Origin of the sequence: Massilia sp. TWR1-2-2, from assembly GCF_049897565.1 — a bacterium.
GTDB lineage: Bacteria > Pseudomonadota > Gammaproteobacteria > Burkholderiales > Burkholderiaceae_D > JAFCUW01.
In genome coordinates, this window is the sequence record NZ_JAFCWM010000026.1 from 12,771 (window position 1) to 37,138 (window position 24,368).

A 24,368-nucleotide genomic window follows, 5' to 3' on the forward strand; every position below is an offset into this window, starting at 1 on the left:
TTTGGCTTACCCAAAGGTTGAAACCGATATACTCGCCAGATGCACATACTGATCATCGAAGACGACCTGGATCTCGGCGCCGCGCTGCAGCAGGCGCTCAAGACTGAAGGCATCAGCAGCGAATGGCTGCGCCGCTTGGCCGACGCGCCGCACGCGTTCGCCGACGACGACTACGACTGCGCGCTGCTCGACGTGTCGCTGCCCGACGGCAGTGGCCTCGACCTACTGGCGCGCTGGCGCCGTGCCGGTGTCGCGCTGCCGGTCATGATAATCACCGCACGCTCGGGCCTGGACGACCGCCTGGCGGGACTCGACGGCGGCGCCGACGACTTCATCATCAAGCCGTTCGCCACCGCCGAACTGGTGGCGCGCCTGCGCGCCGTGCTGCGCCGCTACGCGCGCCAGGCCGGCGAATGCTGGAGCATCGGCGCGCTCGAAATCGAGCCGCGTCGCTACCTGGCCCGCCTCGACGGCCGCGAACTGGATCTGTCGCCGCGCGAATTTCACCTGATGCTTGAACTGGCGCGCGTGCCCGGCACGGTGGTGCCGAAAGGCGTGCTGGCGCAGCGGCTCGAGCCGCTGGGCGACGCCGTCGACTTCAGCGCGCTGGAAGTACACGTGTCGAATTTGCGCCGCAAGATCGGCGCGGAGCGCATCCGCACCGTGCGCGGCATCGGCTACATGCTGGCCGCATGAGGGCGCAACCGACCCTGGTGCGGCGCGTGGTGCTGGCCCTGATGCTGGCGTTCGGACTGATTTTCGCGCTCAATCTGGCCGTCATCTACCGGCAGGTGACCGATCTGGGCCGCCTCGACGCCCGCCTGCGCGCGCGCGCCGAGCGCCTGCTGGTGTCGCTCGACGGCGCCAGCTCGGCCGGCGAGGCGCGCATGCTGGCCGCTGCGGCAAGCGGCATGCTGAACCAGTCCGCGGGTGACGCGCCCGCACTGGCGAACCCGCGCGCCCAGCGTTCGGCCAGTGTGCTGATGGTGCTGTCGGACGCCGCCGGCACGCCGCTGTATCGCTCCGCCGGCCCATCGTGGACGCCGCCGATTGCCGGCCGGGCCGCCGACGTCGCCGCCGATGGCCGCAGCTGGCGTGCCTACCGCGCCGCTTCGCCACGCTGGTCGGTGGCGCTGGCCGAGGAAAAATTCGCTCCCGCCGCGCTGCTGCTGCGGATCAGCCGGGACATGGGCTTTTACCTGCTGGTGTCGTTCGTGCTCGTCCTGGGCGCGATATGGCTGGCAGTGTCGAGCGGATTGCGGCCGCTGCGTCAGTTATCCCAGACGATCGCCGCGCGTGGCGCCGACGACCTGCAGCCGCTTGGCGTGAGCGCCGTACATGCCGAGCTGACGCCGCTCACCTCGAGCATCGACCGCCTGCTGGCGCAACTGCGCAGCAAGATGGAAACCGAGCGCGGTTTCGTGCAGGACGCCGCGCACGAACTGCGCACGCCGCTGGCGGTGATTTCCGCGCAGGCGCACGTGCTGGCAACAGCGCCGGCCGGCGAGCAGCGCGCCTGCGCCGAGCGCGCCATGGATCGCGCGATCGGCCGCGCTTCGCGCCTGATCCGCCAGTTGCTGGCACTGGCGCAAGCCGACAGCGCGCCGGCCGCAGCGGCGGCCGCGACCGACGTAGCCCAGCTGGTGCGCCAGGAGCTGGCCTCGCTGGCGCCGGCGGCGATGCGCCGCGGCGTCGACCTGTCGCTCGAATCGCCCGACACGCTGCTCCATCAGCTCGACGCGCACGCGCTGCAGTCCATTTTGCACAACCTGGTGTCGAACGCGATCGAGTACGTCGGCAGCGGCGGCCAGGTGCTGGTCGAACTGCGCGAGTGGGAAGGGGCGCTGAGGTTAAGCGTGTCCGACGACGGTCCCGGCATCGCGCCGGAGGAACAGCTGCACATATTCGAGCGCTTCCGCCGCGGCGCGGGGCAGCAGTCGGTGGGCTCGGGCCTTGGCCTGGCCATCGTGCGGCAGGCCGCCGCGCGCATGAACGGCACCGTGCGTCTCGGGCCTGGCCTGGGCGGCAAGGGCTGCGGTTTCGTTGCCGACTTGCCGTCGGCAGAAAGGAGTTAGCATGCAACGCATTCAGATCAATCCACCCAGCGGGCCGATCGAACTTGAAGTGGGCCTCATCGGCGCCGCACGCCCGATCAGCTGGACGAACTGCAACGCCAGGCGCCGCACGCCGAACTGCTGGTGCTCGAGGAGTGCCGCCACATCCCCATGAAGAACGGCCCGACGAAGTGCGGGCCGCTGTGGTCGACTTTATGTCAAACGGGGTCAGACCTGGGTCTGACCCCGGTGTTGCGGGCGATTAACCCTTCGACACCGTCAGCGCCTTTTTCATCATCAGGCAGCGCTGGTCTTCCTGGTGCGTCGTCAGCAGCGAGCGCCGGGTCGACGCCGACAGGTCCTTGTACTGCGCCACGGCCGTGTCGAGCCGCTTCACGCTGGCCGGCGTGCAGCTGGCCGGGATCATCGTCGCGTAGCTGCGCATGTAGACCGGGCCCGCTGCCTTGTCGATGGCCGGCAGCCGCGCCAGGCGCGTGGCGGCACTCGCTTCGCTCAGCGCAGTCTGCTCGACCGGGTACAGGCTGCCCATCGCCACGCGCACCTTGGAAAACGGCAGCGTGGTCTTCAGGTCCTCGATCTTGGCCAGCCATTCGGCCTTGATTTGCGGATCGGGACGGATCACGGTCGCGGCAAGCGCGGCGGCCTCGCCGCTGTCGGACTTGTCGCGCGCCTGCTCGGCGACGATCAGCTCGGCGCTGCCCGGATAGGCGAAGCGGTTGAGCCGGCCGATGATGTTCCAGCGCACGTCCTGGCTGATGTTCAGGCCTTCGACCGTCAGCGTGCCGTCAAGCAGCGCGGCGAGGCGGTCGAGCGCGTTCTTGCTGCTGGCCACGCCAACGTAATGGCCAAACCAGCTGCGCTGGAAGTTGCTGTCGCCCTTGTTCGCCTGCACCGCGGCCCACGCCTGTTCTTCCATCGCGTCACCGGTCGTGCGCACGTACGCCGGGTCGGCCTGCATCATCTCGATGTAGCGGCGCGACTGCGACATCATGCCGAGCACATTGGCCAGCAAGGTGTAATCCTTTTCCGTCGACGCATTCGCCAGCGCGGTCTTGATGAACTCGTTGAGCGGCAGGTGACCGTCGCGCACGCCATCCCACAGGCTCTGCCACAACATCGAGCGCAGCAGCGGCTCTTCCACCGACGCCAGGCTGGCCTGCGCGGTGGCGAACGAACGCTTGTCGAGCTGCACCTTGGCGAAACCCCAGTCCTGGTAGTTCGGATACACCAGGTCAGGGCAGGCGCTGCCGACCAGCCCAGGCACCTTGGTGCTGACGCCGGTGTAGGTGACCGGCACGTTCTTGCCGAGCACCATCTTGCCGCCTTCGACCTTGAAGGTGGCAACCTGGACGCGCTGCTGGCGCAAGGTCGGCAGGGCCGCGCTCGGCGCGCTTTGCTGCAAGGTGAAGCTGTTGATGTTGCCGTTCGCGCAGCTGTACCTGGCGGCGATCGTGTTGACGCCGGCGTTGTACAGCCACTGCTGGGTCCACTTGCCGAGGTCGCGCCCGGCCGCTTCGCCGAGGCTGCCGATGAAGTCGTCCAGCGTCGCATTCTTGAATGCGTACTTGACCAGGTAGTTATGCACGCCCTTGCGGAACACGTCTTCGCCGAGCAGGTGGCGCAGCTGCATCAAGGTCGAGGCGCCCTTGGCGTAGGTGATCGAGTCGATGTTGTCGAACGCGTTCGCGGTCGACGCCACCGGCACCTCGATCGGGTGGGTCGAGAACGACTGGTCGGTGAAGTAGGCGCCTTGCTTGGCGCCCGAGTAAAAACTCTGCCACGCGTTGTTGAATTCGGTCGACTCGGCCAGGCCCAGCGTGCCCATGAAGGACGCGAAGCTCTCGTTCAACCACAGGCCGTTCCACCATTTCATCGTCACCAGGTCGCCGAACCACTGGTGCGCCATCTCGTGCATGATGGTCGAGGCCAGGCCCTGGCGCTCGGCCGCCGTCATCTCGGCCTTGTGCAGGAAGCCGCGCTCGCCGAAGGTAACGGCGCCGGCGTTTTCCATCGCGCCGTACAGGAAGTCGGGCACCAGCAGCTGGTCGTATTTTTCAAACTGGTAAGCGATGCCGAAGTACTCGTCGAAGAACGCCAGGCCCTGCTTGGTGTAGCGGAACCAGTCGGCCGGCGTGACCTGCGCGGCCACCGACTGGCGCGCAAACAGGCGCATCGGATACTTGGCGCTGTTGTCTTCCCATACCTTGTACGGGCCGGCGTGCAGCGAGAAGTTGTACGCGCTCAGTTTCTTCGATGCCGGGAACGTCCAGCGCTTGCCGGCGGGATCCGCTTTGACCGCGCTCTCGCGCGTGGTGGAAACGACCACCCAGTCGGCCGGCGCCGTGACGTTGACCTGGAACGTCGCCTTCAGGTCCGGCTGGTCGAACAGCGCGAACATCTGGTGCGCGGCGGCCGGCTCGAAATGCGAATACGTGTAGACCTTGCCGTCGACCGGATCGACCATGCGGTGCAGGCCTTCGCCGTTGGTGCTGTGCAGCCGCTGGTACGTCACCGACACGGTGTTGCGGCCCTTGACCAGGTCCTGCGGCTGCAAGGTGATGAAGAACTGGTTGTATTGCGGCGTCATCGTCTTGCCGTTGACCACCAGCGCGCTGATCGTCGCCTTGTCCAGGTCGATGGTGAGCGGTGTCGACGTGTCGCTCAGGTCGAAACTGATCTTGCTGGTGCCGCTGAAGGTTTCCTTGCCCGTCAGCGCGAAGTCGAGCACGTAATCGACATTGGACACGCGGGCCGATCGGGCCGCCGCTTCCGCCTGGGTCAGGTAGGTGTTGTCGGCGCGGGGCGGCAAGTTGGCGGCAACGGCGCAGCCGCTGACGATGGCGGCGATGGCGACGGCGAGCAGGCGCGGAGCGAATGGTTTCACGAAGTATCCTAGAGAGGGGTGCAGCCCGGCAGAATAGCACGGCAATACTGGAAAGAAAATCTTGACTTGATATGTATATCAGCGTACTTTACCATTTGGTTAAATAAGCGTATTGACATGGACAGCGACCAACTCAGCATCACGTTCGCGGCGCTGGCCGACCCGACCCGGCGCGCCATCCTTGCGCGGCTGGCGCAGGGCGAGGTGTCGGTCACCGAACTGGCGGCGCCGTTTGCCATCAGCTTGCCGGCGGTCACCAAGCATCTGCACGTGCTGGAACGGGCCGGGCTGGTGTCGCGCAGCCGCCAGGCACAGTGGCGCCCATGCAAGCTGGAAGCGGCGCCGCTGCGCGAAGCGTGCGGCTGGATCGACGACTACCGCGAACACTGGCAAGCCGGCCTTGACCGGCGCGACACGTATCTTCAACAACTACAACAGGAGCCTGCAGATGATCAATCCTGACACCGATGTGGATTTCCATATCACCCGCACCTTCAACGCACCGCGCGAACTGGTCTTCAAGACCATGACCGAGACCGCGCACCTGCAGCACTGGTGGGGGCCGAAGGGCTGCCGCATCGCCGTGGCCAGGAACGAGCCGCAGCCAGGCGGGATCTTCCACTACTGCATGCAGTTCCCGGGCGGGATGACTATGTGGGGGCGCTTCGTCTACCGCGAGGTTGTCGCCCCGGAGCGGCTGGTCTACGTCAACGGCTTTGCTGACGCCGACGGCAACGCCGCGCCAAACCCGATGAGCCCGGATTGGCCGATGGAAATGCTGATCATGGTGACCTTGACGGAGCAGGGTGGCAAGACGGTGCTGAAGCTGGTGTCGACGCCCATCAATGCGACCGAGCTGGAGCGCGCCAACTTGCTGGCCGCGCATGCGTCGATGCAGGGCGGCTTTGGCGGCATGTACGACCAGTACGAGGAGTACCTGGCCAAGGTGGCGTGATCGCATAGGGGTACCCGCGCAGACGGGTACCCCTGCCACGTTCGCTCAGTGAGAACGATTTACGCAGCCAGCGCCGGATAGTCCGTATAGCCCTCGGGCCCGTCGCCATAAAACAGCTGCGGCCGCACTTCGTTGAACCCGGCGTTGTCCTTCAAGCGCCGCGGCAGGTCCGGATTGGCAATGAACAGCTGCCCAAACGCCACGGCATCGGCCTTGCCCGAACTCATCAGCTGCTCGGCACTCTCGCGCGTCATCTTTTCGTTCGCGATATACACGCCGCCGAATTCCTTCTTCAGCAGCGGGCCGATGCTGTCGTCGCCGATCGCTTCGCGCGCGCAGATGAACGCGATGCCGCGCCGCTTCAGTTCGCGCGCCACGTAGCCGAACGTTTCGGCCGGGCTCGAATCGCCCATGTCATGCGCGTCGGCGCGTGGCGCCAGGTGCATGCCGACCCGGTTCGCGCCCCACACGGCGATGCATGCATCGGTCACTTCGAGCATCAGGCGGGCGCGGTTCTCGACCGGGCCGCCATAGCTGTCGGTGCGCTGGTTGGTGCTGTCTTGCAGGAACTGGTCGAGCAGGTAACCGTTGGCGCCGTGGATCTCGACGCCGTCAAAGCCGGCCAGCTTGGCGTTCTCGGCACCGTTGCGGAAAGCGGCAACGACGCCGGCGATTTCCTCGGTTGCCAGCGCGCGGGGCACCGGATAGCCGCGCATCGGGCGCAGCAGGCTGACGTGGCCGTCGGCGGCGATCGCGCTCGGCGCAACCGGTGCATCGCCGCCCAGCAGCTCAGGATCGGAAATGCGGCCAACGTGCCACAGCTGCAAAAAGATCCGACCGCCAGCCTGGTGCACCGCATCGGTAACGATCTTCCAGCCCTCGACCTGCTCGTCCGACCAGATGCCTGGCGTGTCGGCGTAGCCGACGCCTTGCGCCGTGACCGAGGTCGCTTCGGACAGGATCAGGCCGGCGCTGGCGCGCTGCACGTAGTACTGCGCCATCAGCGCGTTCGGCACGCGGGCGCCGCCAATGGCGCGGGCGCGCGTCAGCGGCGCCATGATGATGCGGTTCGGCAGTTGCAGGTCGCCAATGGTGATCGGGTCAAATAATGTCGTCATGTAATGCTCCTAGAGTCCGTGTTGCATATGGTCGAGGAAAGCCTGGATGGTTTCCTCGTTGCGTTTATAAAAAATCCACTGGCCGACGCGGCGCGGTGTGACCAGCCCGGCGCGCTGCAGCGCGCCGAGGTGGGCCGACACGGTCGATTGCGACAGCCCGGTGCGCGCGTCGATCAGGCCGGCGCAGACGCCGATGTCGAGCGGGTGATCCTGGTGCGCGAAGTGCTTGTGCGGATATTTCAGCCAGCACAAAATCTGCCGCCGCACCGGGTTCGCCAGCGCCTTGTGAATTGCATCGATGTCCAGCTGCGTCTCCTTGTATCGGGTTTCTGCGAACCTAATATCGCCATATTACGATATATTCGGAAACTCTGCCGGATCTGACCCTCTGGGGTCAGATCCGGGTTTTGTTCGCGCACATCAGGCGAGAAAAAGCAAGGCCAGCGCAATCACCGCCGGCAGCGCTTGCATACACGGCGAACGCGCGCCCCACCGCCGCGTCCGGATGCAGCAGCCCCAGCACCAGCGCCGCCACCAGCAAGCCGTTGTAGCAACCCTGGTTCGACATCGCCGGCGCCATGATTTCGGCCTTCTCCGCGCTGAGTCCGAACACGCGCCGCCCGCGTGTCTTGAACAGTACCGTCTCGAGCGACACGAAATACACATGCAGCAGCGCGATCAGCGCAATCAGTACCTGGGCGGCAATGGCCAGCTTGCCTAGTAGCGGGCCGCGGTCGCCATCGCCCACAGCCGGGCGCCGAACTGATTCAGCGCCAGGCCGCCGAGCACCAGCATGCCGGCCGCCACTTTCCACCACTGCAGCGATTCGTCCAGCAGCAGCGTCGCGCTGAGCATGCCGACAATCGGCACCAGCAAGGTGAACGGCGCAATCGTCGCGGTCGCATATTTGCGCATCAGCATCGACCAGATGCCGAAGCCGAGGAGCGTGTTGGGGTAGGCCTGGAACAGCAGCGTCATCAATGTCTTGCCGCTGAACCGGTCGGCCGCCAGTTGCCAGGCGGCGCCGCCTTCGACGATCCACGACAGCGCCAGCAACGGCGGCGTGGCCAGCAGCGATGCCCACACCACCAGCGACAGTGCGCTGACCTGGCCCATCTTTTTGGTGGCAATGTTGGCTACCGCCCAGCAAACACCGGCCGTCACCACGCACGCAAAGCCGATCAGCGTGGCCTTGCCCTCGAGATGCACCGCCACCAGCGCCATGCCGCAAAACGCCACCAGTGCGCCCATCAGCTGCACCGCCTTCGGCCGCTCGCCGAGCAGCAACACCGCCAGTCCCATCGTGAAGAACGCCTGCAACTGGACCACCAGCGACGCCAGCCCGGCCGGCATGCCGAGCTTGAGGCCGGTGAATAACAATGAGAACTGGAAGGCAAACTGGAACATGCCGTAGATCGCCAGCAGCCGCCACGGCAGCTGCGGCCGCTTGACGAAGAACACCAGCGGCAACGCCGAAAACAGGAAGCGCAGCGCGGAGAAAAGAATCGGCGGCAAGTCTTGCAGGCCGACCTTCATCACCACGAAATTGACGCCCCAGATGATGACCACGCCGAGCGCGATGAAGATGTCGGTAACGGTCATCGTGTGCTTCATGCAGCATTCCTTGGCGGGCAACGTCGGGGTCGGGTTGTCGATTATGGACCACATCGGCCGTCGCTGCAGGCGGGCGCGGCGGTCAGGTTGACCGCCGCGCGCCGCCCATGCTAAGTTGACGTTCTTTTTTTCACCCCGGCACGGACGATGCTGCCAACATCGAGGAGTTCGCCATGAGCTGGTTCATTCTGTTTTTAGCCGGCCTGCTGGAGGTGGCCTGGGCCGTTGGCCTGAAGCAGAGCGCCGGCTTCACCCGGCTGTGGCCGTCGGTATTTACCGTCGTCGCGATGAGCGGCAGCGTGCTGCTGCTGGGACTGGCCTTGCGCCATTTGCCGCTCGGTACCGCCTACGCGGTCTGGACCGGCATCGGCACCGTCGGCACCGCGATCGTCGGCATGGCGGTGCTGGGCGAGCCGGCCGGCGCCTTGCGCCTGCTGTCGATCGCGCTGATCGTCGCAGGCATCGCCGGCCTGAAGCTCCTCACCCCTGGCTGAGCCGGCCTAGCGCGGCCGCGACCAGCGCTCGTAGATGCGCGCCAGTTCGCCATTTGCCTTCAGCCGGGCCAGCGCGCGCTCGATGACCGGCGCCAGCGCCGGATCGGCCTTGCGGCTGACCCAGAAATAGACGGGCTCTTGATTGAAGACCGCCGGCAGGATCCGCAACTTGTCCTCGAGTCGTCCGGCCTGGATGAAGTAGCGCAGGCTCAGTTCGTTCATATAGGTGTAACGGCCATGCCCGTGCAAGATCTTGCGCAGGTTGACGATGCTGTCGCCGGTGCTGTCGTCGACGGCGATGCCGAGCGCTTTGAGCTGCAGGATATAGGCCGAGCCGCGCGCGGTGTTGACGAGCGGCTTGAGGCGCACGAGGTCGTCAAAATTGTTGACCACCTGCAGGTCGTCGGCCGCCGCGGCGAGCTTGTGCTTGACGTCGTATAGCGGCACGCGCAAGCGGATCGCCACACTCTGTCGGCGCGGCGAGTCGAGCAGCCCGCAAGCTGCTGAGACACGCCCCGTTTGCAGGGCGTTCTCGATCACCAGCAACGAACGGCCGCGGTCGAATCCGCTAAATTTCAATTGCGGTTCGAGCCGTTCGATCGCCTCCAGGATCTCGGGGCACAGTCCGTGCGGCGGGCCGCCCTCGATCAGCCACTTCGGCGGAATGCTCTCTTGCGCCATGATCTGCACGGTCATCTGATCACGCGCGGCCGCATTGCTCGCCACCAGCAGGGCAAAGGCCAGCCATCGGGCGAGGCGCCCACGCTTGATGTCTCCGCTCATTTTTTCATTTTTAGTCGATGGTTGGATAACACAATTAGCGGATTGTCGCACGAAACATATATACAGAGTAACGTTTCTTATCGCCTCTGATTAAGTGAGGGCGGGAGGCAACCAGGGTCGCATCGGAGCCGCGGCCGGGTCGGGCGCGGCAGCCGCAACCGCACTTGAGCCATATCTGCGTTCGTTTGACGTGGATCGCCTGTGCCCATCGGCGCACGGCGAACATGAGGTATCCGCCTGCGAAGGCACGCCCGTCCTCCTGTACTGGAATAGCAATGAACGACTCCGCCGGCGCCGCTGCCTTTCACCAGCGCGGCGCGCGCCCCAGCCACCGCTTGTCGCTGGTGGTGCCGCTGTTTAACGAGGAAGAGAACCTCGCGGCGCTGGTCAGCCAGGTGGTCGCGGCGCTGGCCAGGTTCGCGTGGCCGTGGCAACTGATCCTGGTCGACGACGGCAGCAGCGACCGCACCGCCGAGCGCATCCGCGCCGCGGTAGCGGCCCATCCGGGCCGGGTTGCCGCGGTGATCCTGCGGCGCCGCTTCGGCCAGACCGCCGCCATGCAGGCCGGCATCGACATCGCCGACGGCAGCATCATCGCCACCATGGACGGCGACTTGCAGAACAATCCGGCCGACATTGGCCGCATGGTGCGCCGCCTGCTCGACGAAGACCTCGACCTGCTGGTCGGCTGGCGCCGCGCGCGCCAGGACAAGCTGTGGCTGCGCCGCATTCCGTCATGGTGCGCGAACCGCCTGATCGTCGCCGTCACCGGGGTCCGGCTGCACGACTATGGCTGCTCGCTCAAAATCTTCCGCGCCAGCGTCATCCGCCAGGTACGCCTGTACGGCGAAATGCACCGCTTCATCCCTACCTGGGTGTCGACCATCACCTCGCCGGCGCGCATCAAGGAAGAGCCGGTCAGCCATTTTCCACGCATGCACGGACACTCCAAGTACGGCCTGTCGCGTACCTTCAACGTCATCCTCGACTTGCTGTCGGTGTACTTCTTCACCCGCTTTCGCGCCAGTCCCGGCCATTTTTTCGGCCGCATCGGCCTGCTGTGCGCCGGCGCCGGCGGCGCCGCGCTGGCCCTGCTGGCGTGGCAAAAGCTGTGGGACGGCGAGGCGATCGCAAACCGCCCGCTGCTGATGCTGGCGGTGCTGTTGGCGGTAATCGGGGTGCAGTTCATCTGCACCGGCATCGTCACCGAGATGCTGGCGCGCACCTATTTCGAGTCCGGCCCCAACAAGACGTACGCGGTGCGCGAAGTGCTCGGCATGCCCGACGGGCCGGGCGGCTCCCGTCACCAGGGCGAGCCGGCCCGCCGCTCGATGGACCGGCGGTGAGAAAAGTGACCGCACTCGTTGGCACGCGCGCCGCGCGCGCCACCCGGCCGGCGGCCCGCAGCGCGCCGGTATCGCTCGCGCTGCCGGCGCTGCTGGTGCTGGCGGCCTGGCTGGCGTTCTTCAACCAGCTCAATGGCTTTCCGCTGTTCGACGTCGACGAGGGCGCCTTCGGCGAAGCGACCCGCGAGATGCTCGCGCGCGGCGATTACATCACGACTTACCTCAATGGCCAGCCGCGCTTCGACAAGCCGATCCTCGCATACTGGCTGCAGGCTTGGTCGGTGTTGCTGCTCGGTCCGCGCGAGTTCGCCTTCCGGCTGCCGTCGGTCCTGGCCGCCGTCGGATGGATGGTCGCCATCCTGTTTTTCACGCGCCAGCAGTCGGATCGCCGCACTGCCTATGTCGCCGCGCTGATCGCCACCACCAGCGTGGGCGTGGGCGTCATCGGCCGCGCCGCCACCGCCGACGCCTTGCTCAATCTGTTCCTTGCACTGGCGATGTTCGACATCTACCGCTACATGGAGCAGCCGCTCAGGCGCTACCGCCGCCGCGCGGTTCTATGGATTGCGCTTGGCGTGCTGACCAAGGGTCCGGTGGCGCTGCTCATTGCGTTCGGCGTCAGCGCCATTGCGTTCGCGCTGCACGGCAAGTTGCGCGACTGGCAGCAGGCCGTGCTCGACCCGGCCTGCTGGGGCATCCTGGTGGCGGTGGCCGCGCCCTGGTATGTGATCGAATACGTGCGCCAGGGCGACGCTTTCATCGCCGGCTTCTTCATGCGCCATAACGTCGAGCGCTTCATGGCGCCGCTGCAGGGCCACCGCGGCAATGCCTTGTACTACCTGCCGGCCGCGCTGCTGCTGCTGTTGCCGTACAGTGGCCTGTTCCTGCGCATCTTGCCCACCGTGCGCCAGCTGCGCGCCAGGCCGCTCGACACGTTCCTGTGGTGCTGGTTCCTGTTCGTGCTGGTGTTCTTTTCGCTGGCAGCGACCAAGCTGCCACATTCCCTGCTGTATGGCGTGACGCCCCTGTTCGTGCTGATGGCGATGCGGCGCGGCTTTCTGCAGTCGAGGTTGCTGGCGTTCGCCCCGCCGATCCTGCTGCTGGCCGCCGTGGTGGTGCTGCCGGCGGCGCTGCACCATGTCGGTGCCGGCATGCGCGACCCCTACCTGCGCGAAGCACTGACGCGCCGCGAGGCGTTCGGCGTCGTGTACCGGATGGCGACGCCGACATTGCTGCTCGCGTGCGTGGCGCTCGCTGTCGTGCCACGCTACCAGGTGTGGCAAAAGCTGTTGGCCAGCGGCGTGCTGTGCGCGGCCACGGTCAGCGGCCTGTTGCTGCCTGCACTGGGCGAACTGCAGCAGGGGCCGGTGAAGGAAGCGGCGCTGTTCGCGCGCGACGCCGGGCTGCTGGTGCGCACCTTGCACTTCAATGTGCCCAGTTCCAGCGTCTACCGCGGCAAGATTACCGAAAGTGCCACAACGCCGCGACCGGGCGAGGTATTGCTCACCCGTAGCAGCAATCTTGCCGAGCTGGGCGCGGTCGAAGTGCTGTACCGCAAGGGCGGCGTGCTGCTGGTCAGGCTTGCACCTTGACGCTGCCATGGGTCCGGATCTGCGCTCACCGTGGACGTGGCTGCCGCCGTCGCTGGCCTTGTTGCTGGTCATCGTGCTGGCCGCCAGCACCGCCAACAAGGCGGTGTTCGTGCTGCTCAACCATGCCGGCCATGCGCTGGGCGACCGGCTGTGGCTGCACCTGACGATGCTCGGCGACGGCGACGGCGCCGTCGCGCTGGCGCTGGTGGTGCCGGCGATCCGCCGCTCGCCGCGCATATTCTGGGCCGCGCTGATTGCCGCCGTGTTCGCCGCGCTGTGGGTGCAGGTGCTCAAGCAGGTCGTCAGCGTGCCGCGCCCGCTGGCCGTGCTGCCGCCGCAACTGTGCTTCCAGAGCGGGCCGGGGTTTCGCGCAGTGTCGTTCCCGTCCGGGCACGCCGCCGCCAGCTTCGCCATTGCCGGCATCTGGATCATGGCCTCGCCCGGCGCGGCGGCGCGGCGGGCGGCGCTGTTCGCGCTGGCCGTGCTGGTCAGCCTGTCGCGCGTGATGGTGGGGGTGCACTGGCCGCTCGACATCTTGTGGGGCATGCTCGGCGGCTGGCTGGGCGCCTGCTGCGGCCTGTCCTTGTACGCGCGCTACCAGTGGACAACGGTGGGGGCATCCGGCTTTCTGGCCGGCGCGCTGCTGCTGATGGTGGCCGCGGCGCTGCTGTTTAGCAACCACATGCGCATCCCCGAAGTGTTGCCGCTGCAGCGCGCCCTCGGCGCCATCTGCTTCGGCTGGGGCGCGCTCGAGATGTTTCTAATGCTGCCGCGCATCGAGCTGCGGCGGCAAACGAAAGGAGAACTCGATGGACCCTGAACTGATGTGGCTGGCCGTCGGCTTCGGCGGCCAGGGCCTGTTCATGCTGCGCCTCGTCATCCAGTGGCTGCACAGCGAACGCCAGCACAGAAGCGTGATCCCGGTGTCGTTCTGGTATTTCAGCCTCGCCGGCGCGGTCGTGTTGCTGGTCTATTCGGTGCACCGGGGCGACCCGGTGTTCATCGCCGGCCAGCTGCTCGGCGTGGCGATCTACCTGCGCAACCTGGTACTGATCCGCGCCGAGCAGGCCGCGCGCGACGCCGCGGCGTGAGCGGCGCGACCGGTTCGGTCAATCGCGCGCGAAGTGCGGATTGGGCTCGGTCAGGTAGTACCACTCCTGGTTGGCGCCTGCGTTGACGTCCGGGAACAGGATGCGTCCGTCCAGCTCGGACAACACCGGTGTGCCGTCGGCGCGCACGCCGATCTGCTCGCCTTTGCTGACCGGATCGAAGCTCGACCAGGTGCGCACGAACGCGTCGGCCGGATCGGCCTTGTCGTGCACCACCACCATCGACAGCGCTTCGACCTGGGCGGCCGGCACCGGCGCCGGCGCCGGCGCATCGATCACGTTCAGGAATGCCAGCGTGTTCATGATGGCGCGGTACGCCACGTCGGGCGCGGCCGGATCGTTGTGCTGGCCGCACTCGAGCGTGAGCGCATAGCCGCCGGTGGTGCGCATGTATTCGGTGGTGCCGACGCCATAGCGCAGCACCGTTTCCAGCTGCGACGCGTCGCTCATGCGGCGCTGCACGCCGTCGCCGTAGGTGCCGAGCCAGCCGTCGACGAAGCGGCGCACGCCGAGCCGGCGCGCCAGCGCGCGTTCCTTGTCGGCGTGCTTGAACGGCTGCAGCGGACCGTCGTTGTCGAGCGGCCCCATCATGACGAACGGCTCGCTGTCGGCGTTGAACGAGTGCAGGTCGAGCAGCACGTCGTGCTGCGCCAGCAGCGGGCACAGCCAGTTGGCGATCTGGTCTTCGAAGTCCTGCGGATTGTCGTTGGGGAACAGGTTGCGGTTCAGGTTGCGGTCGCCCGAGCGGCGCACCAGCCGGTAGGCGAGGGGATTGGTCACCGGCACGAACGTCACGCTGCCGTTGGCGACGAGCAGCTTGCCGCTGTCGATCTCTTCCATCACGCGCAGGATCGCCTTGGTGCCGCACGTTTCGTTGCCATGGACGGCGCCGGTGATGATCAGGCGCGGACCTTTGCCCAGTCCGGTGTAGTTGATCGATTTGAACTGCAGGTCGCGTGCGGTGGTCATTGCTGGGCTATCCCTCAAAATTGGCTGACGACATTTTATCGGGAAACACTGGCGCGTGCGGAAACTGCATGGCATGATTTGCGCTTCCCACTTGCCCGGCCGCGCATGACCGATCTTCGACCTTCCCCGCGGGTGTACGGCCTGGACACCTTGCGCGCGCTCGCGGTCAGCTTCGTCGTGCTGCACCATTACACGCTGTTCGTCGGCTCCGACGACACCTTCGGCTGGGTCGGCAGGATCGGCTGGGTCGGCGTCGACCTGTTTTTCGCGCTGTCGGGCTACCTGATCGGCAACCAGATCTTCGCCGCGATGCGCACCCCGCAAGGCCTGTCGCTGGGCCGCTTCTATGCTCGCCGCCTGCTGCGCACGCTGCCCAATTTCTACGCCGTGCTGGCGCTGTACTACCTGTGGCCGGGCTTTCGCGCCGGCCAGCCCTTGCTGCCGGTCTGGGAGTTCCTCACCTTCACCCAGAACATCAATCTGCAGCCGGGCAGCGCGTTTTCGCACGCCTGGTCGCTTTGCATCGAAGAGCAGTTCTACCTGCTGCTGCCGGCCTGCGCGCTGACTATCGCCGCGCTCGGTGGACGACGGGGCAGCTCGCTGCGCTGGGCCTGGGGCGCCATCGCCTTCATCGTCATCGCCGGCATGCTGGTGCGCGGCGTGCTGTGGCAGGAGCTGGTCGACGGCGCCGCGCGCCCGCTCAATGACTACTACAAGTACATCTACTACTCGTCGCTGTGCCGGCTGGACGAACTGGTGGCCGGCGTCGCGCTGGCGCTGCTGAAGAACTATCATGCCGACCTGTGGCAGCGCCTCACCGCGCACGCGCACACCGCGCTTGCCGCCGGCATCGCGCTCACCGCGCTGACGTTCTACCTGTTCCTGGCCGATCACTACGGTTTTGCGATGACGGTGTTTGGCTATCCGATGCTGGCGCTCGGCTTCGCGCTGCTGATCGTGGCGGCGCTGGGCGACGGCGTACTGCGCCGAACCCGCATTCCCGGCGCCGGCAAGCTGGCGTTGTGGTCCTACGCGATCTACCTGACCCACAAGCAGGTCTGCATCCTGCTCGCCGAACCGCTCGCCGCGCGCGGGTTCGACGCCGATTCGGCGGTGGCGATCGGCGTGTCGATGCTGTTGTCGGTGCTGTCGGGATGGGTGCTGTTCCGGCTGGTCGAGACGCCGTTCATGATGCTGCGCGACCGCTACCTGCCGTCCAACCTGCGCGCGCCGGCCGCGCTTAGTGCGCAGCCTCGATGACGTCGAACGCCGACGGCATCGAACCCAAAAATCCCAGCACGGCGTTGGTGTCGTAGCCGCTGTCCTCGATCACCTTGCGCAGGTTCGGCATCGCGTCGGGCGTCTGCGGGCTTCGGTAGGCGTTCACCAGTAGCGCGACCAGGTCGGTCGGGCTGCCGCACGAGCGGCGCATGCGCGTTTCGATTACCGCCAGCAGCGCGCGCTGCATGCGCGGCGTCGGATGGGTGATGTGGGCAAAGATCAAAGGAGTATTGGTGATCGACTCGCACAGCGAGCGTTCGATCTGCTCCGGCTTGACGTCCGAAGCGATGTCGAAATAGGCACGGTTCCAGCGCGTGCGCGCGTACTGGTGCCCCGGCGGGAACGAGTCGACGGTGTCGAATCCGCATACGCGGCTGACGTAGGCAAGCGCCTGGAGGAGGGTGGGGATCAGCATGGTGCGTAGTGTAGCCGAATGCGCGGCGCCGCGTCCGGGGTCTGACCCTGTCACGTCGCGTATCAGGACCCGAAGGTGCCGGCCCTGAAGTCTTCGACCGCCTGGCGCAGTTCGTCCTGCGTGTTCATCACGAACGGCCCGTACTGCGCGATCGGCTCGCCCAGCGGACGTCCGGCGATCAGCAGCACCCGGCTCGCTTCGGCTGCCTTGATCCGCACGCCCTCGGCGCCGGCAGGATTGGTCAGGATCGCCAGCCGCGTGCGCGCCACGCCCTTGCCTTCGACCGTCACTTCACCGCGGAACACGTACAGGAACGCGTTGTGCCCCGGCGGCAGCTGCTGCTCGAAGGTGGCGCCGGCCGCCAGTTCGATGTCGAGATAGTACGGCTCGGTGCCGTCGCGCTGCACCGCGCCTTCGACGCCGTGGCTGCGGCCGGCGATCACCTGTACCGTCGCGCCACTGTCGGTGCCAAAACGCGGAATCTCCTGGTTCGGAATGTCGCGGTACCAGGGCGCGCTCATCTTGTCCCTGGCCGGCAGGTTAAGCCACAGCTGAAAACCTTCCATCATGCCTTCGCTCTGCTCCGGCATTTCGGAGTGGATCACGCCGCGTCCCGCCGTCATCCACTGCACGCCGCCGTTGGTGATCAGGCCTTCGTGACCGGCGCTGTCCCTGTGCCGCATGCTGCCCGTGATCATGTACGAGATGGTCTCGAAACCGCGGTGCGGGTGCTCGGGAAAGCCGGCGATGTAGTCGCCCGGCTTCTCGCTGCCGAACGCGTCGAGCATCAGGAACGGATCGAGCCGCCGCTGCAGCGTCTGCGTCAGCACGCGGTTGATCTTCACGCCGGCGCCGTCCATCACGAACTGGCCATTGACCAGGCGCTCGACGCTGCGCGCCGTTGCTACCCTTGCTGCCGTCAACTGCTTTGTCATCATGTTCCGCTGGTTGATTATCCTGGTTCCGGCGCCTGTGCCTGGGCTTACGCCAGTGCTGCTTCGATGTCGGCGTCGGCTTGTGCCTGCGCCTTCGCTACTGCTTCCGGACCCATGCCCAGGCCTTCCGAGTACACGAACGTGACGTCGGTCAGGCCGAGGAAGCCGAGGAACGTCGTCAGGTGCGGCACCTGCGAATCGCTGGCGCCGTTGCGGTGGATGCCGCCGCGTGGCAGCGTCACGTAGACCTTCTTGTTCTTCAACAGGCCTTCAGGGCCGGTCGCGGTGTAGCGGAACGTGACGTTGGCGCGGGCAATCGCGTCGAACCAGCTTTTCAGCTGGACGCTGATGCCGAAGTTGTACATCGGCGCGCCAATCACGATGACGTCCGCAGCCTGGACCTGGGCGATCAGGGCATCGTCGAGGGCCACGCGCGCTGCCTGCTCGGCAGTGCGCTGGTCGGCCGGCGTGAACAGCGCGCCCAGGGCTGCCTGGTCGATCATCGGGTGCGGCTGCGCACCCAGGTCGCGCACAACGACGACGGCGCCCGCATTGTCGGCGACCAGGCCGGCGACGATCTTGTCGTTCAGGCGGTTCGATTCGGATCCGGTGACCTTGGCGCTGGAATTAATTTGCAAAATGTTCATGTGGAGCTCCTTCGTGTTGTGTGGTTGAACTGCAATGAAGTTCACTTTAACAGTTCCAAAATCAGTCCGGAAGGCGCTAGAATGGATAACATTGTTCTTCTGATGGGATAATCGAATGGGGATGGATCTGGAACCGAATGACTTGCTGCTGTTCGCGCGTATCGTCGAAAGCGGCAGCTTCAGCAAGGCAGCGCAGCGCGTCGACCTGCCAAAATCGACAGTGTCGCGCCGCATCGCGCTGCTCGAAGCCAAGCTCGGCGAGCGGCTGCTGCAGCGGACCACGCGCAAGCTGGTGCTCACCGAGTTTGGCGAGTTCCTGCTCGAACACGCGCGCAAGGTGGTCGAGGAAGTCGAGGCGGCCGGCGCGCTGGTGCAGCACCGCCAGCAGGAGCCGAGCGGCAAGCTGCGCGTGTCGATGCCGTCCGACTTCGCCAACCTGGGACTGACGCGCGTGATGACCGAGTTCCTGAAGCGCTATCCGGCCATCACATTGGAGCTCGATCTGTCGCCGCGCCGGGTCGACCTGGTGGCCGAGAACTTCGACGTCGCCATCCGCATGGGCGACCTGCCGGACGACTCGTCGCTGGCGGCGCGACGGGTGGCGCTCGAGAAGGTGGGCCTGTATGCGTCGCCGTCGTATATCGCCCTGCGCGGTCTGCCCGAGTCGCCCGACGACCTGCTCAAGCACGACCTTCTGTGCCTCCTGAGCCGCAACGGCGGCGCCCAGCCCTGGGTGCTCACGCGCGGCAAAACGCAGTGGTCGCGCGAGCTGCCGGCCCGCATGACCGCCAACTCGCCCGATCTGCTGGCGCGCATTGCCTGCACCGGCGCCGGCATCGCGGCCAGCTCCGATTTGTTCGCCACGCCGTTTCTGGAGAAAGGGGAACTGGTGCGGGTGCTGCCGGAGTGGGACCTGCCGATCGTCACGGGGTGGGCGGTGTTCCCCGGCCGGCGCCTGATGCCGGCCAAGACGCGCGCCTTCCTCGACATGATGGAAGTGATGTGCTGCGAGGAGGCCGGCAAGCGCGCCTAGCCATCACAGGCTGGGTCAGGCGGGCCGGTTGCCCATCGTCTCGCCGAGGCGAATGCCGCGCTCCGGCGCCCACGCCTGGTTGAAGTCGATCGTGCCTTGCTTGAACAGCATGACGATCGTGGAGCCGAGCAGGAAGCGCCCCATCTCTTCGCCTTTTTTCAGCACGATGTCCTGGTCGCTGTAATCGTACTCGGTCACTTTGCCGAGGCGCTGCGGGTTGACCACGCCGTGCCACACCGTTTCCATGCTGCCGACGATGGTCGCGCCCACCAGCGTCATCACGAACGCCCCATGGTCGGGCGACTCGAACACGCAGACGACGCGCTCGTTGCGGGCGAACAGGCCCGGAATGCCGCGCGCGGTGGTCGGGTTCACCGAGAACAGCGCGCCGGGCACGTAGATCATCCGCGTTAGCCGGCCGTCGCACGGCATGTGCAGTCGGTGGTAGTCCTTCGGGCTCAGATACAGGTTGGCGAAGCTGCCGTGTTGGAAGTGCGCCGCCAGGCTGGTGTCGCCGCCGACCAGTTCCGCGGTGCTGAACTTGTGGCCCTTGGCCTGGAAGATCTGGTGGTCGTCGATCTGGCCGAACTGGCTGATGGCGCCGTCGACCGGGCAGATGAAATCGGCCTGCGCCAGCGGGCGCACGCCGGGCTTTAACGGCCGCGTGAAAAATTCGTTGAAGCTCGTGTAGCTGGCGATATCCGGGTTGACCGCTTCGTCCATGTTGACCTGGTACTTCTCGACGAACCAGCGGATCAGGTTGGTCGTCCAGACGCCGCCCTTGGCGCCGGCGATGCGGCCGGCGAAGGTGGTCAGGGCCTGCTTCGGCAGCAAATACTGCGGCAATACTTTAATGCGGTCGGACACGTTGAACCTCTTGCTTGGACGATTGTTGATTATAAACGCGTAGTGCGCCCCGTCAGCGATTTCGGCCGTGCGTCGCTTGCGCGAGCGGTGCGCCCGTCCTATGCTGGTTGGATGGAAGCCGGTCCAACCCAACTAGAAGAATTTGCCGCCGAGGCCAGAGAACGCTTCGCGCGGGTCGAAACACGCTTGGACCAAATGGTGACTAGAGCCGAATTCGCCGAAGCGATCGGCGCCGTGCGTGGTGAGATCGGTGCTCTTCGGGTTGAGCTGTACAAGGGTTTTACAGGCATGGTCAAATGGATTGTCGGCACTGCTGTGGTGTTCGGCGCCGCCGCCGTAACGGTGATCACCTTCGTGCTGAACTATGCCGCACCGCCGAGAATTCTGCCTGCGCCGTTAGTGCAGACTATCCCGGCACCACCGCCGCCACCACCGGTAATAATTCAAATACCGGCGTACCCGGCTCCTCCCGCACGACAATAGCGGAGGCATTTGTCACCGCTGCAGCTGTCCGACAAGCTTGGCCAGATATCGTTGCGCTCGACAGCGAAGTGCTGTCGAAGGGCACCGACCGCCCCAAACGCCACCAGCGCAATCGCCGCTGCAAAAAGCCTGCACGATCGCCGCGTTGACGCTGATCGACGGCATCGGCGTGCGCAATCTGGCTCGCCGCTGGCCTGCACGATGTGGATCTACGCCAGCTGCACGGCGGTGGACAGGCCGATGTACGCCCAGCTGGCCGCCTGCGGCGCTGCCACGAACGGCAGCGCCAGCGCCGCCATCGTGCCGGCGCCGACAGCCACCATCACGGTTGCCAGGAAGGTGTCGCTGCGCGACTTGACCAGCGCGTTCCAGCTCGCATGCAGCAGCGCGCCGACCAAGGCCGCGCTGACCACCAGTGAACTCATCCCCATTCCCGCGCAAAGGCGGCGCGAAATTCGAGCAGCCGCTCCAGGCGCTGTACGCCCTCGGCGCGGCCGGCCTCGGTTTGCATCTTGCCGGGCAGCGCAGCGAGCTTCGATTCGATATGGTCGAGCGCGAATGCGCGGTCGTCGCGCGTGCGCCGTTCGGCCAGCGGATCGTCAGGGTGTGCCAGCGCGCTGCCCATCTGGCCGGCGATGTAGAACAGGCGCGCCAGGCCCACCGCGCCGAGGGCGTCCAGGCGGTCGGCATCCTGGACGATTCTCGCTTCAATCGTGTCGGCCGCAATCGCCGCCGAAAAACTGTGCGCTTCGATCGCATGCGCCACCGCGGCCAGCCGGCCAGTCGGAAATCCGGCGGCGGCAAGTTCGGTGCTGGCCAACGCGGCCGACTGGCGCGACGCCGTTGCCCGCTGCGGATGATGTTTCGGCAGGTTGACCAGGTCGTGCAGGTAGCAGCCGGCCATCACCACCAGTCGATCGGCGCCCGGGTGCGCCGCCAGCAGCGACTGCGCGTTGCGCCAGACCCGGTGCAGGTGGTTGATGTCGTGCGCGCCGTCGCCGGCCGCACTATCGCTCGCCAGTGAGACCAGCGTCGCATGCCAGTCGTTCAATTCAGGATTGGTCAAAGGTGTTCTCTAAGGATGTCGTGATGGTGCGGCCGGCGCGCTGGGAGAGGGCGTCGGCCGCGCTGTTCTTGTGACGCGGGATCCATCGCAGCGTCACGCCGGGGAGCTGTGCGATCAGTGCCAGCGCGGCCTGCCGGCACGGCCGCAACGACGCCGCGGCGGATATGTCAGGCCCGGTGACGTCGTCGATGACGACCTTGCTGTCTCCGTAGATGGTCAGGCCGTTGGCGCCATGCGCGACGGCCGCTTCGAGCAGCGCCACCAGCGCGCGATATTCGGCCTCGCCGCTGTTGCCGTAGCCGGCCGCGCGTGAAATCTCGATCTGTTCGCCGCCAGGTCCCAGCAGCAGCGCGCCGATGCCGCAGTCGCCGGGATTCGGATGGGCCGAGCCGTCGAACCAGGCACGCCACGGAGTCGGGCGGCCGTTGTGGCGCGCCTGGCGCTTGGCTAGCGCCGCCGCGCGCAGCGCATCGCGCGCATCGGCGCGCGCGGCGGCGACAGCTTTCGCCGCTTCGCGCGAGGCCACCAGTTCGGCCAGCGACGCCGTACCGGCGGCCGCCTGCAGCGTCGCGCGCAGCGCCTCTTCCGGCGAACAGCCAGTGCGCCGCGTCAGCAGGCGGCTGGCGACAAGTTCTGTTTTGAATGCGGCGGTGGACAGGCGGGCGAAATCGGTCATTCCGGCAGCATAACCGGTTTGCCGAAGCTTGACATCGATAGGCAACTTTGCAACACTCGACTCGCCCCGATCGGTGGGCTTCCCTGGAGGATGTATGAGATTTATCGGTACCTTGGTGCGATTGTCCGCTATCGCCGTGATCTTGCAGCCGGCGTTCGCCGCGCCAGTCAAGGAGGTGCCGAAGGCGCCCAAGCGCTACACCATCGAGCAGTTCATGGCCACGACGTCGATCAGCGGCGCGTCGTTCAGCCGGGACGAGAAGCAGATCCTGTTCTCCAGCAACGAGAGCGGCATCTTCAACGCGTACACGATCCCGGCCGCCGGCGGCAAGCCGGTCGCGATGACGAAATCGACCATCGACAGCACCTACGCCGTCAGCTTTTTCTACAACGACGACCGCATCCTGTTTACGCGCGACAGCGGCGGCAACGAGAACAACCACCTGTTCGTTCGCGAACTGGACGGCGCCGAACGGGATCTCACGCCGGGCGATAAACTCAAGGCGTCATTCGCCGGTTGGCGCCCGGACGGCAATGCCTTCTACGTCACCACGAATGAACGCGACCCGCGCTTTTTCGATCTGTACCGGTACGACGCCAGGACCTACGCGCGCACGATGTTGTACAAGAACGAGAGCGGCATGAACGTATCGACCATGAGCCGCGACGAAAAGTGGCTGGCGCTGCAGAAGACCACCACCACGTCCGACAGCGACATCTACCTGCTCAACCTGGCGACGGGCGAATCGAAGCACATCACGCCGCACACCACGCCGGCCTCGTTCGGCGCGGCTACCTTCGATCCGCAGTCCAAACGCCTGTTCTTCACGACCAATGCGAGCGGCGAGTTTGCCGCCATCCGCACCTACGATATTGCCAGCGGCGCCACCGTCGATAGCGAGAAGGCCGACTGGGACCTGCTCGGCACCTCCTATTCGCGCGACGGCCGCTTCCGCACCAGTGTCGTCAACCAGGACGGCAGCATTGCGGTGCGGGTAGTCGAGGGTCCCGCCGAGAAAGCGGTAGCGCTGCCCAAGCTGCCCGGCGGCGAAATGCGCCAGACGACGTTCTCGCCGAGCAGCCGGCTGATGGCGTTCTACGTCAACGGCGACCGCTCGCCCAGCAACCTTTACGTGCACGATTTCCAGACTGGCCAGACCAGGCAGCTGACCAGTAGCCTGAACAAGGAGATCGACCCGGCCGACCTGGTCGAAGCCGAAGTGGTGCGCTTCACGTCGTTCGACGGCACCGTCGTCCCGTCCATCTACTATCGGCCGAAGAATGCATCGCCGGCGAACAAGGTGCCCGCCCTCGTGTGGGTGCACGGCGGCCCGGGTGGCCAGACCACGCGCGGCTACAGCGCGCAGATCCAGTACCTGGTCAATCATGGCTACGCCGTCCTTGGCATCAACAACCGCGGCAGCTCCGGCTACGGCAAGACCTTCTTCACCGCCGACGACCGCAAGCATGGGCGCGAGCCGCTGTGGGATTGCGTCGAGGCGAAGACCTTCCTGGCCAGCCTCGGTAACATCGACCCGCAGCGCATCGGCATTGTCGGGGGCAGCTATGGCGGCTACATGGTGCTGTCGGCGATGGCGTTCAGGCCCGAGGCGTTCAAGGTCGGCATCGATATTTTCGGCGTCAGCAACTGGATCCGCACGCTCGAAAGCATTCCGGCCTACTGGGAGACCCAGCGCAAGGCGCTTTACGACGAGATTGGCGACCCGGTGGCGGACCGTGCGATGCTGATGGCGACGTCGCCGCTGTTCCATGCGAAGGAAATTCGCCGGCCGCTGATGGTGATCCAGGGCGCCAACGACCCACGCGTGATCAAGCCCGAAAGCGATGAAATCGTCGACGCGGTAAAGAACAACAATGTACCGGTCGAGTACATCGTGTTCGCCGACGAAGGGCATGGTTTCAGCAAGAAGAAGAACCAGGCAGAGGCGAGTGCGCGGATGCTGGCTTTCCTCGACAAGTACCTGAAACCGTAGGGCCAAAGAAAAACGACCCGGCCGCGTGAGCGG

General features: G+C 66.0%; 28 protein-coding genes. 13 read left to right on the forward strand and 15 right to left on the reverse strand.

The genetic code is table 11. The features are described from left to right. Window positions 1–39 precede the first annotated feature (39 nt). Both ACP7DD_RS20780 and ACP7DD_RS20785 read left to right on the forward strand, forming a co-directional pair. Window positions 40–696, forward strand: coding sequence for a response regulator (locus ACP7DD_RS20780; RefSeq protein WP_426176741.1), 657 nt, complete (start codon window positions 40–42; stop codon window positions 694–696). Then, window positions 693–2,075 (forward strand): sensor histidine kinase, encoded by a 1,383-nt coding sequence (locus tag ACP7DD_RS20785; RefSeq protein ID WP_426176742.1) that lies wholly within the window; start codon window positions 693–695, stop codon window positions 2,073–2,075. Before ACP7DD_RS20780 ends, ACP7DD_RS20785 begins: the two co-directional genes overlap by 4 nt. Window positions 2,076–2,087: 12 nt before the next feature. Here the strand turns inward: ACP7DD_RS20785 and ACP7DD_RS20790 are convergent, their stop codons facing one another. Continuing rightward, a complete protein-coding gene (locus ACP7DD_RS20790; protein ID WP_426176743.1) occupies window positions 2,088–2,219 on the reverse strand; it encodes a hypothetical protein in 132 nt (43 codons plus the stop codon). A gap of 97 nt (window positions 2,220–2,316) precedes the next feature. After that, window positions 2,317–4,959 (reverse strand): aminopeptidase N, encoded by a 2,643-nt coding sequence (gene pepN, locus ACP7DD_RS20795; RefSeq protein ID WP_426176744.1) that lies wholly within the window; start codon window positions 4,957–4,959, stop codon window positions 2,317–2,319. Between the two features lie 117 nt (window positions 4,960–5,076). Here pepN and ACP7DD_RS20800 point away from each other — a divergent pair, with 117 nt between their 5' ends. Then, the gene (locus ACP7DD_RS20800; protein ID WP_426176745.1) at window positions 5,077–5,421 is read left to right on the forward strand and encodes an ArsR/SmtB family transcription factor; all 345 of its coding nucleotides are present in this window, start codon (window positions 5,077–5,079) and stop codon (window positions 5,419–5,421) included. After that, window positions 5,408–5,914: an SRPBCC family protein gene (locus ACP7DD_RS20805; protein WP_426176746.1), complete on the forward strand. Its 507-nt coding sequence runs from the start codon at window positions 5,408–5,410 to the stop codon at window positions 5,912–5,914. The genes ACP7DD_RS20800 and ACP7DD_RS20805 overlap by 14 nt, the downstream gene beginning before the upstream one ends. A 59-nt stretch (window positions 5,915–5,973) precedes the next feature. On the opposite strand, the gene ACP7DD_RS20810 is transcribed toward ACP7DD_RS20805, so the two are convergent. From ACP7DD_RS20810 to ACP7DD_RS20825, 4 genes are all read right to left on the reverse strand, one after another. Further along, window positions 5,974–7,032, reverse strand: coding sequence for an alkene reductase (locus ACP7DD_RS20810; RefSeq protein ID WP_426176747.1), 1,059 nt, complete (start codon window positions 7,030–7,032; stop codon window positions 5,974–5,976). 9 nt (window positions 7,033–7,041) lie between these two features. Continuing rightward, complete coding sequence (locus tag ACP7DD_RS20815) at window positions 7,042–7,338, reverse strand: ArsR/SmtB family transcription factor (RefSeq protein ID WP_426176792.1); 297 nt, start codon at window positions 7,336–7,338, stop codon at window positions 7,042–7,044. 88 nt (window positions 7,339–7,426) lie between these two features. Beyond that, complete coding sequence (locus ACP7DD_RS20820) at window positions 7,427–7,780, reverse strand: DUF1304 family protein (protein WP_426176748.1); 354 nt, start codon at window positions 7,778–7,780, stop codon at window positions 7,427–7,429. After that, window positions 7,750–8,634, reverse strand: coding sequence for an EamA family transporter (locus ACP7DD_RS20825; RefSeq protein WP_426176793.1), 885 nt, complete (start codon window positions 8,632–8,634; stop codon window positions 7,750–7,752). The genes ACP7DD_RS20820 and ACP7DD_RS20825 overlap by 31 nt, the downstream gene beginning before the upstream one ends. Before the next feature lie 185 nt (window positions 8,635–8,819). Here ACP7DD_RS20825 and sugE point away from each other — a divergent pair, with 185 nt between their 5' ends. Beyond that, a complete protein-coding gene (sugE, locus tag ACP7DD_RS20830) occupies window positions 8,820–9,140 on the forward strand; it encodes a quaternary ammonium compound efflux SMR transporter SugE (RefSeq protein ID WP_426176749.1) in 321 nt (106 codons plus the stop codon). Window positions 9,141–9,146: 6 nt separating this feature from the next. On the opposite strand, the gene ACP7DD_RS20835 is transcribed toward sugE, so the two are convergent. Next, window positions 9,147–9,923: a substrate-binding periplasmic protein gene (locus ACP7DD_RS20835; RefSeq protein WP_426176750.1), complete on the reverse strand. Its 777-nt coding sequence runs from the start codon at window positions 9,921–9,923 to the stop codon at window positions 9,147–9,149. A 275-nt stretch (window positions 9,924–10,198) separates the two neighbouring features. Here ACP7DD_RS20835 and ACP7DD_RS20840 point away from each other — a divergent pair, with 275 nt between their 5' ends. From ACP7DD_RS20840 to ACP7DD_RS20855, 4 genes are read left to right on the forward strand one after another with little or no spacing between them, the layout of a single operon-like run. After that, entirely contained in the window at window positions 10,199–11,269 is a 1,071-nt protein-coding gene (locus ACP7DD_RS20840; protein WP_426176751.1) for a glycosyltransferase family 2 protein, read from the forward strand. Window positions 11,270–11,274: 5 nt separating this feature from the next. Continuing rightward, a complete protein-coding gene (locus ACP7DD_RS20845) occupies window positions 11,275–12,861 on the forward strand; it encodes an ArnT family glycosyltransferase (RefSeq protein ID WP_426176752.1) in 1,587 nt (528 codons plus the stop codon). A 7-nt stretch (window positions 12,862–12,868) separates the two neighbouring features. Beyond that, on the forward strand, window positions 12,869–13,681 hold the full coding sequence (locus ACP7DD_RS20850; protein ID WP_426176753.1) for a phosphatase PAP2 family protein: 813 nt from the start codon (window positions 12,869–12,871) through the stop codon (window positions 13,679–13,681). Further along, on the forward strand, window positions 13,671–13,952 hold the full coding sequence (locus tag ACP7DD_RS20855; protein ID WP_426176754.1) for a lipid-A-disaccharide synthase N-terminal domain-containing protein: 282 nt from the start codon (window positions 13,671–13,673) through the stop codon (window positions 13,950–13,952). Before ACP7DD_RS20850 ends, ACP7DD_RS20855 begins: the two co-directional genes overlap by 11 nt. A gap of 18 nt (window positions 13,953–13,970) precedes the next feature. Here ACP7DD_RS20855 and ACP7DD_RS20860 read toward each other — a convergent pair whose 3' ends face one another. Further along, on the reverse strand, window positions 13,971–14,939 hold the full coding sequence (locus tag ACP7DD_RS20860) for a succinylglutamate desuccinylase (protein ID WP_426176755.1): 969 nt from the start codon (window positions 14,937–14,939) through the stop codon (window positions 13,971–13,973). A 105-nt stretch (window positions 14,940–15,044) separates the two neighbouring features. On the opposite strand from ACP7DD_RS20860, the gene ACP7DD_RS20865 reads away from it, so the two are divergent. After that, the gene (locus tag ACP7DD_RS20865; protein ID WP_426176756.1) at window positions 15,045–16,199 is read left to right on the forward strand and encodes an acyltransferase family protein; all 1,155 of its coding nucleotides are present in this window, start codon (window positions 15,045–15,047) and stop codon (window positions 16,197–16,199) included. Here ACP7DD_RS20865 and ACP7DD_RS20870 read toward each other — a convergent pair. The 3 genes from ACP7DD_RS20870 to ACP7DD_RS20880 all read right to left on the reverse strand — a co-directional run bounded on the left by ACP7DD_RS20870 (window position 16,180) and on the right by ACP7DD_RS20880 (window position 18,217). Next, window positions 16,180–16,635 (reverse strand): hypothetical protein, encoded by a 456-nt coding sequence (locus ACP7DD_RS20870; RefSeq protein ID WP_426176757.1) that lies wholly within the window; start codon window positions 16,633–16,635, stop codon window positions 16,180–16,182. The genes ACP7DD_RS20865 and ACP7DD_RS20870 overlap by 20 nt on opposite strands. A gap of 62 nt (window positions 16,636–16,697) precedes the next feature. Continuing rightward, window positions 16,698–17,570, reverse strand: coding sequence for a pirin family protein (locus tag ACP7DD_RS20875; protein WP_426176758.1), 873 nt, complete (start codon window positions 17,568–17,570; stop codon window positions 16,698–16,700). A gap of 47 nt (window positions 17,571–17,617) precedes the next feature. Continuing rightward, window positions 17,618–18,217 carry an FMN-dependent NADH-azoreductase gene (locus ACP7DD_RS20880; protein WP_426176759.1) on the reverse strand — a complete coding sequence of 200 codons (600 nt, stop codon included), beginning with the start codon at window positions 18,215–18,217 and terminating at the stop codon, window positions 17,618–17,620. 121 nt (window positions 18,218–18,338) lie between these two features. Between ACP7DD_RS20880 and ACP7DD_RS20885 the strand changes: the two genes are divergently transcribed. Next, window positions 18,339–19,250, forward strand: a complete 912-nt coding sequence (locus ACP7DD_RS20885) for a LysR substrate-binding domain-containing protein (RefSeq protein ID WP_426176794.1) — start codon at window positions 18,339–18,341, stop codon at window positions 19,248–19,250. A gap of 15 nt (window positions 19,251–19,265) precedes the next feature. Here the strand turns inward: ACP7DD_RS20885 and asd are convergent, their stop codons facing one another. Then, complete coding sequence (gene asd, locus ACP7DD_RS20890; RefSeq protein ID WP_426176760.1) at window positions 19,266–20,117, reverse strand: archaetidylserine decarboxylase; 852 nt, start codon at window positions 20,115–20,117, stop codon at window positions 19,266–19,268. Between the two features lie 111 nt (window positions 20,118–20,228). On the opposite strand from asd, the gene ACP7DD_RS20895 reads away from it, so the two are divergent. After that, window positions 20,229–20,600, forward strand: a complete 372-nt coding sequence (locus ACP7DD_RS20895) for a hypothetical protein (RefSeq protein ID WP_426176761.1) — start codon at window positions 20,229–20,231, stop codon at window positions 20,598–20,600. Window positions 20,601–20,809: 209 nt separating this feature from the next. On the opposite strand, the gene ACP7DD_RS20900 is transcribed toward ACP7DD_RS20895, so the two are convergent. From ACP7DD_RS20900 to ACP7DD_RS20910, 3 genes are read right to left on the reverse strand one after another with little or no spacing between them, the layout of a single operon-like run. Beyond that, the gene (locus tag ACP7DD_RS20900) at window positions 20,810–21,025 is read right to left on the reverse strand and encodes a hypothetical protein (RefSeq protein ID WP_426176762.1); all 216 of its coding nucleotides are present in this window, start codon (window positions 21,023–21,025) and stop codon (window positions 20,810–20,812) included. Further along, window positions 21,022–21,666: an HD domain-containing protein gene (locus tag ACP7DD_RS20905; RefSeq protein WP_426176763.1), complete on the reverse strand. Its 645-nt coding sequence runs from the start codon at window positions 21,664–21,666 to the stop codon at window positions 21,022–21,024. The genes ACP7DD_RS20900 and ACP7DD_RS20905 overlap by 4 nt, the downstream gene beginning before the upstream one ends. Next, window positions 21,653–22,342 (reverse strand): ribonuclease HI family protein, encoded by a 690-nt coding sequence (locus tag ACP7DD_RS20910; RefSeq protein WP_426176764.1) that lies wholly within the window; start codon window positions 22,340–22,342, stop codon window positions 21,653–21,655. The genes ACP7DD_RS20905 and ACP7DD_RS20910 overlap by 14 nt, the downstream gene beginning before the upstream one ends. Before the next feature lie 94 nt (window positions 22,343–22,436). Here ACP7DD_RS20910 and ACP7DD_RS20915 point away from each other — a divergent pair, with 94 nt between their 5' ends. Then, a complete protein-coding gene (locus ACP7DD_RS20915) occupies window positions 22,437–24,335 on the forward strand; it encodes an alpha/beta fold hydrolase (RefSeq protein ID WP_426176765.1) in 1,899 nt (632 codons plus the stop codon). Window positions 24,336–24,368: the final 33 nt, after the last annotated feature.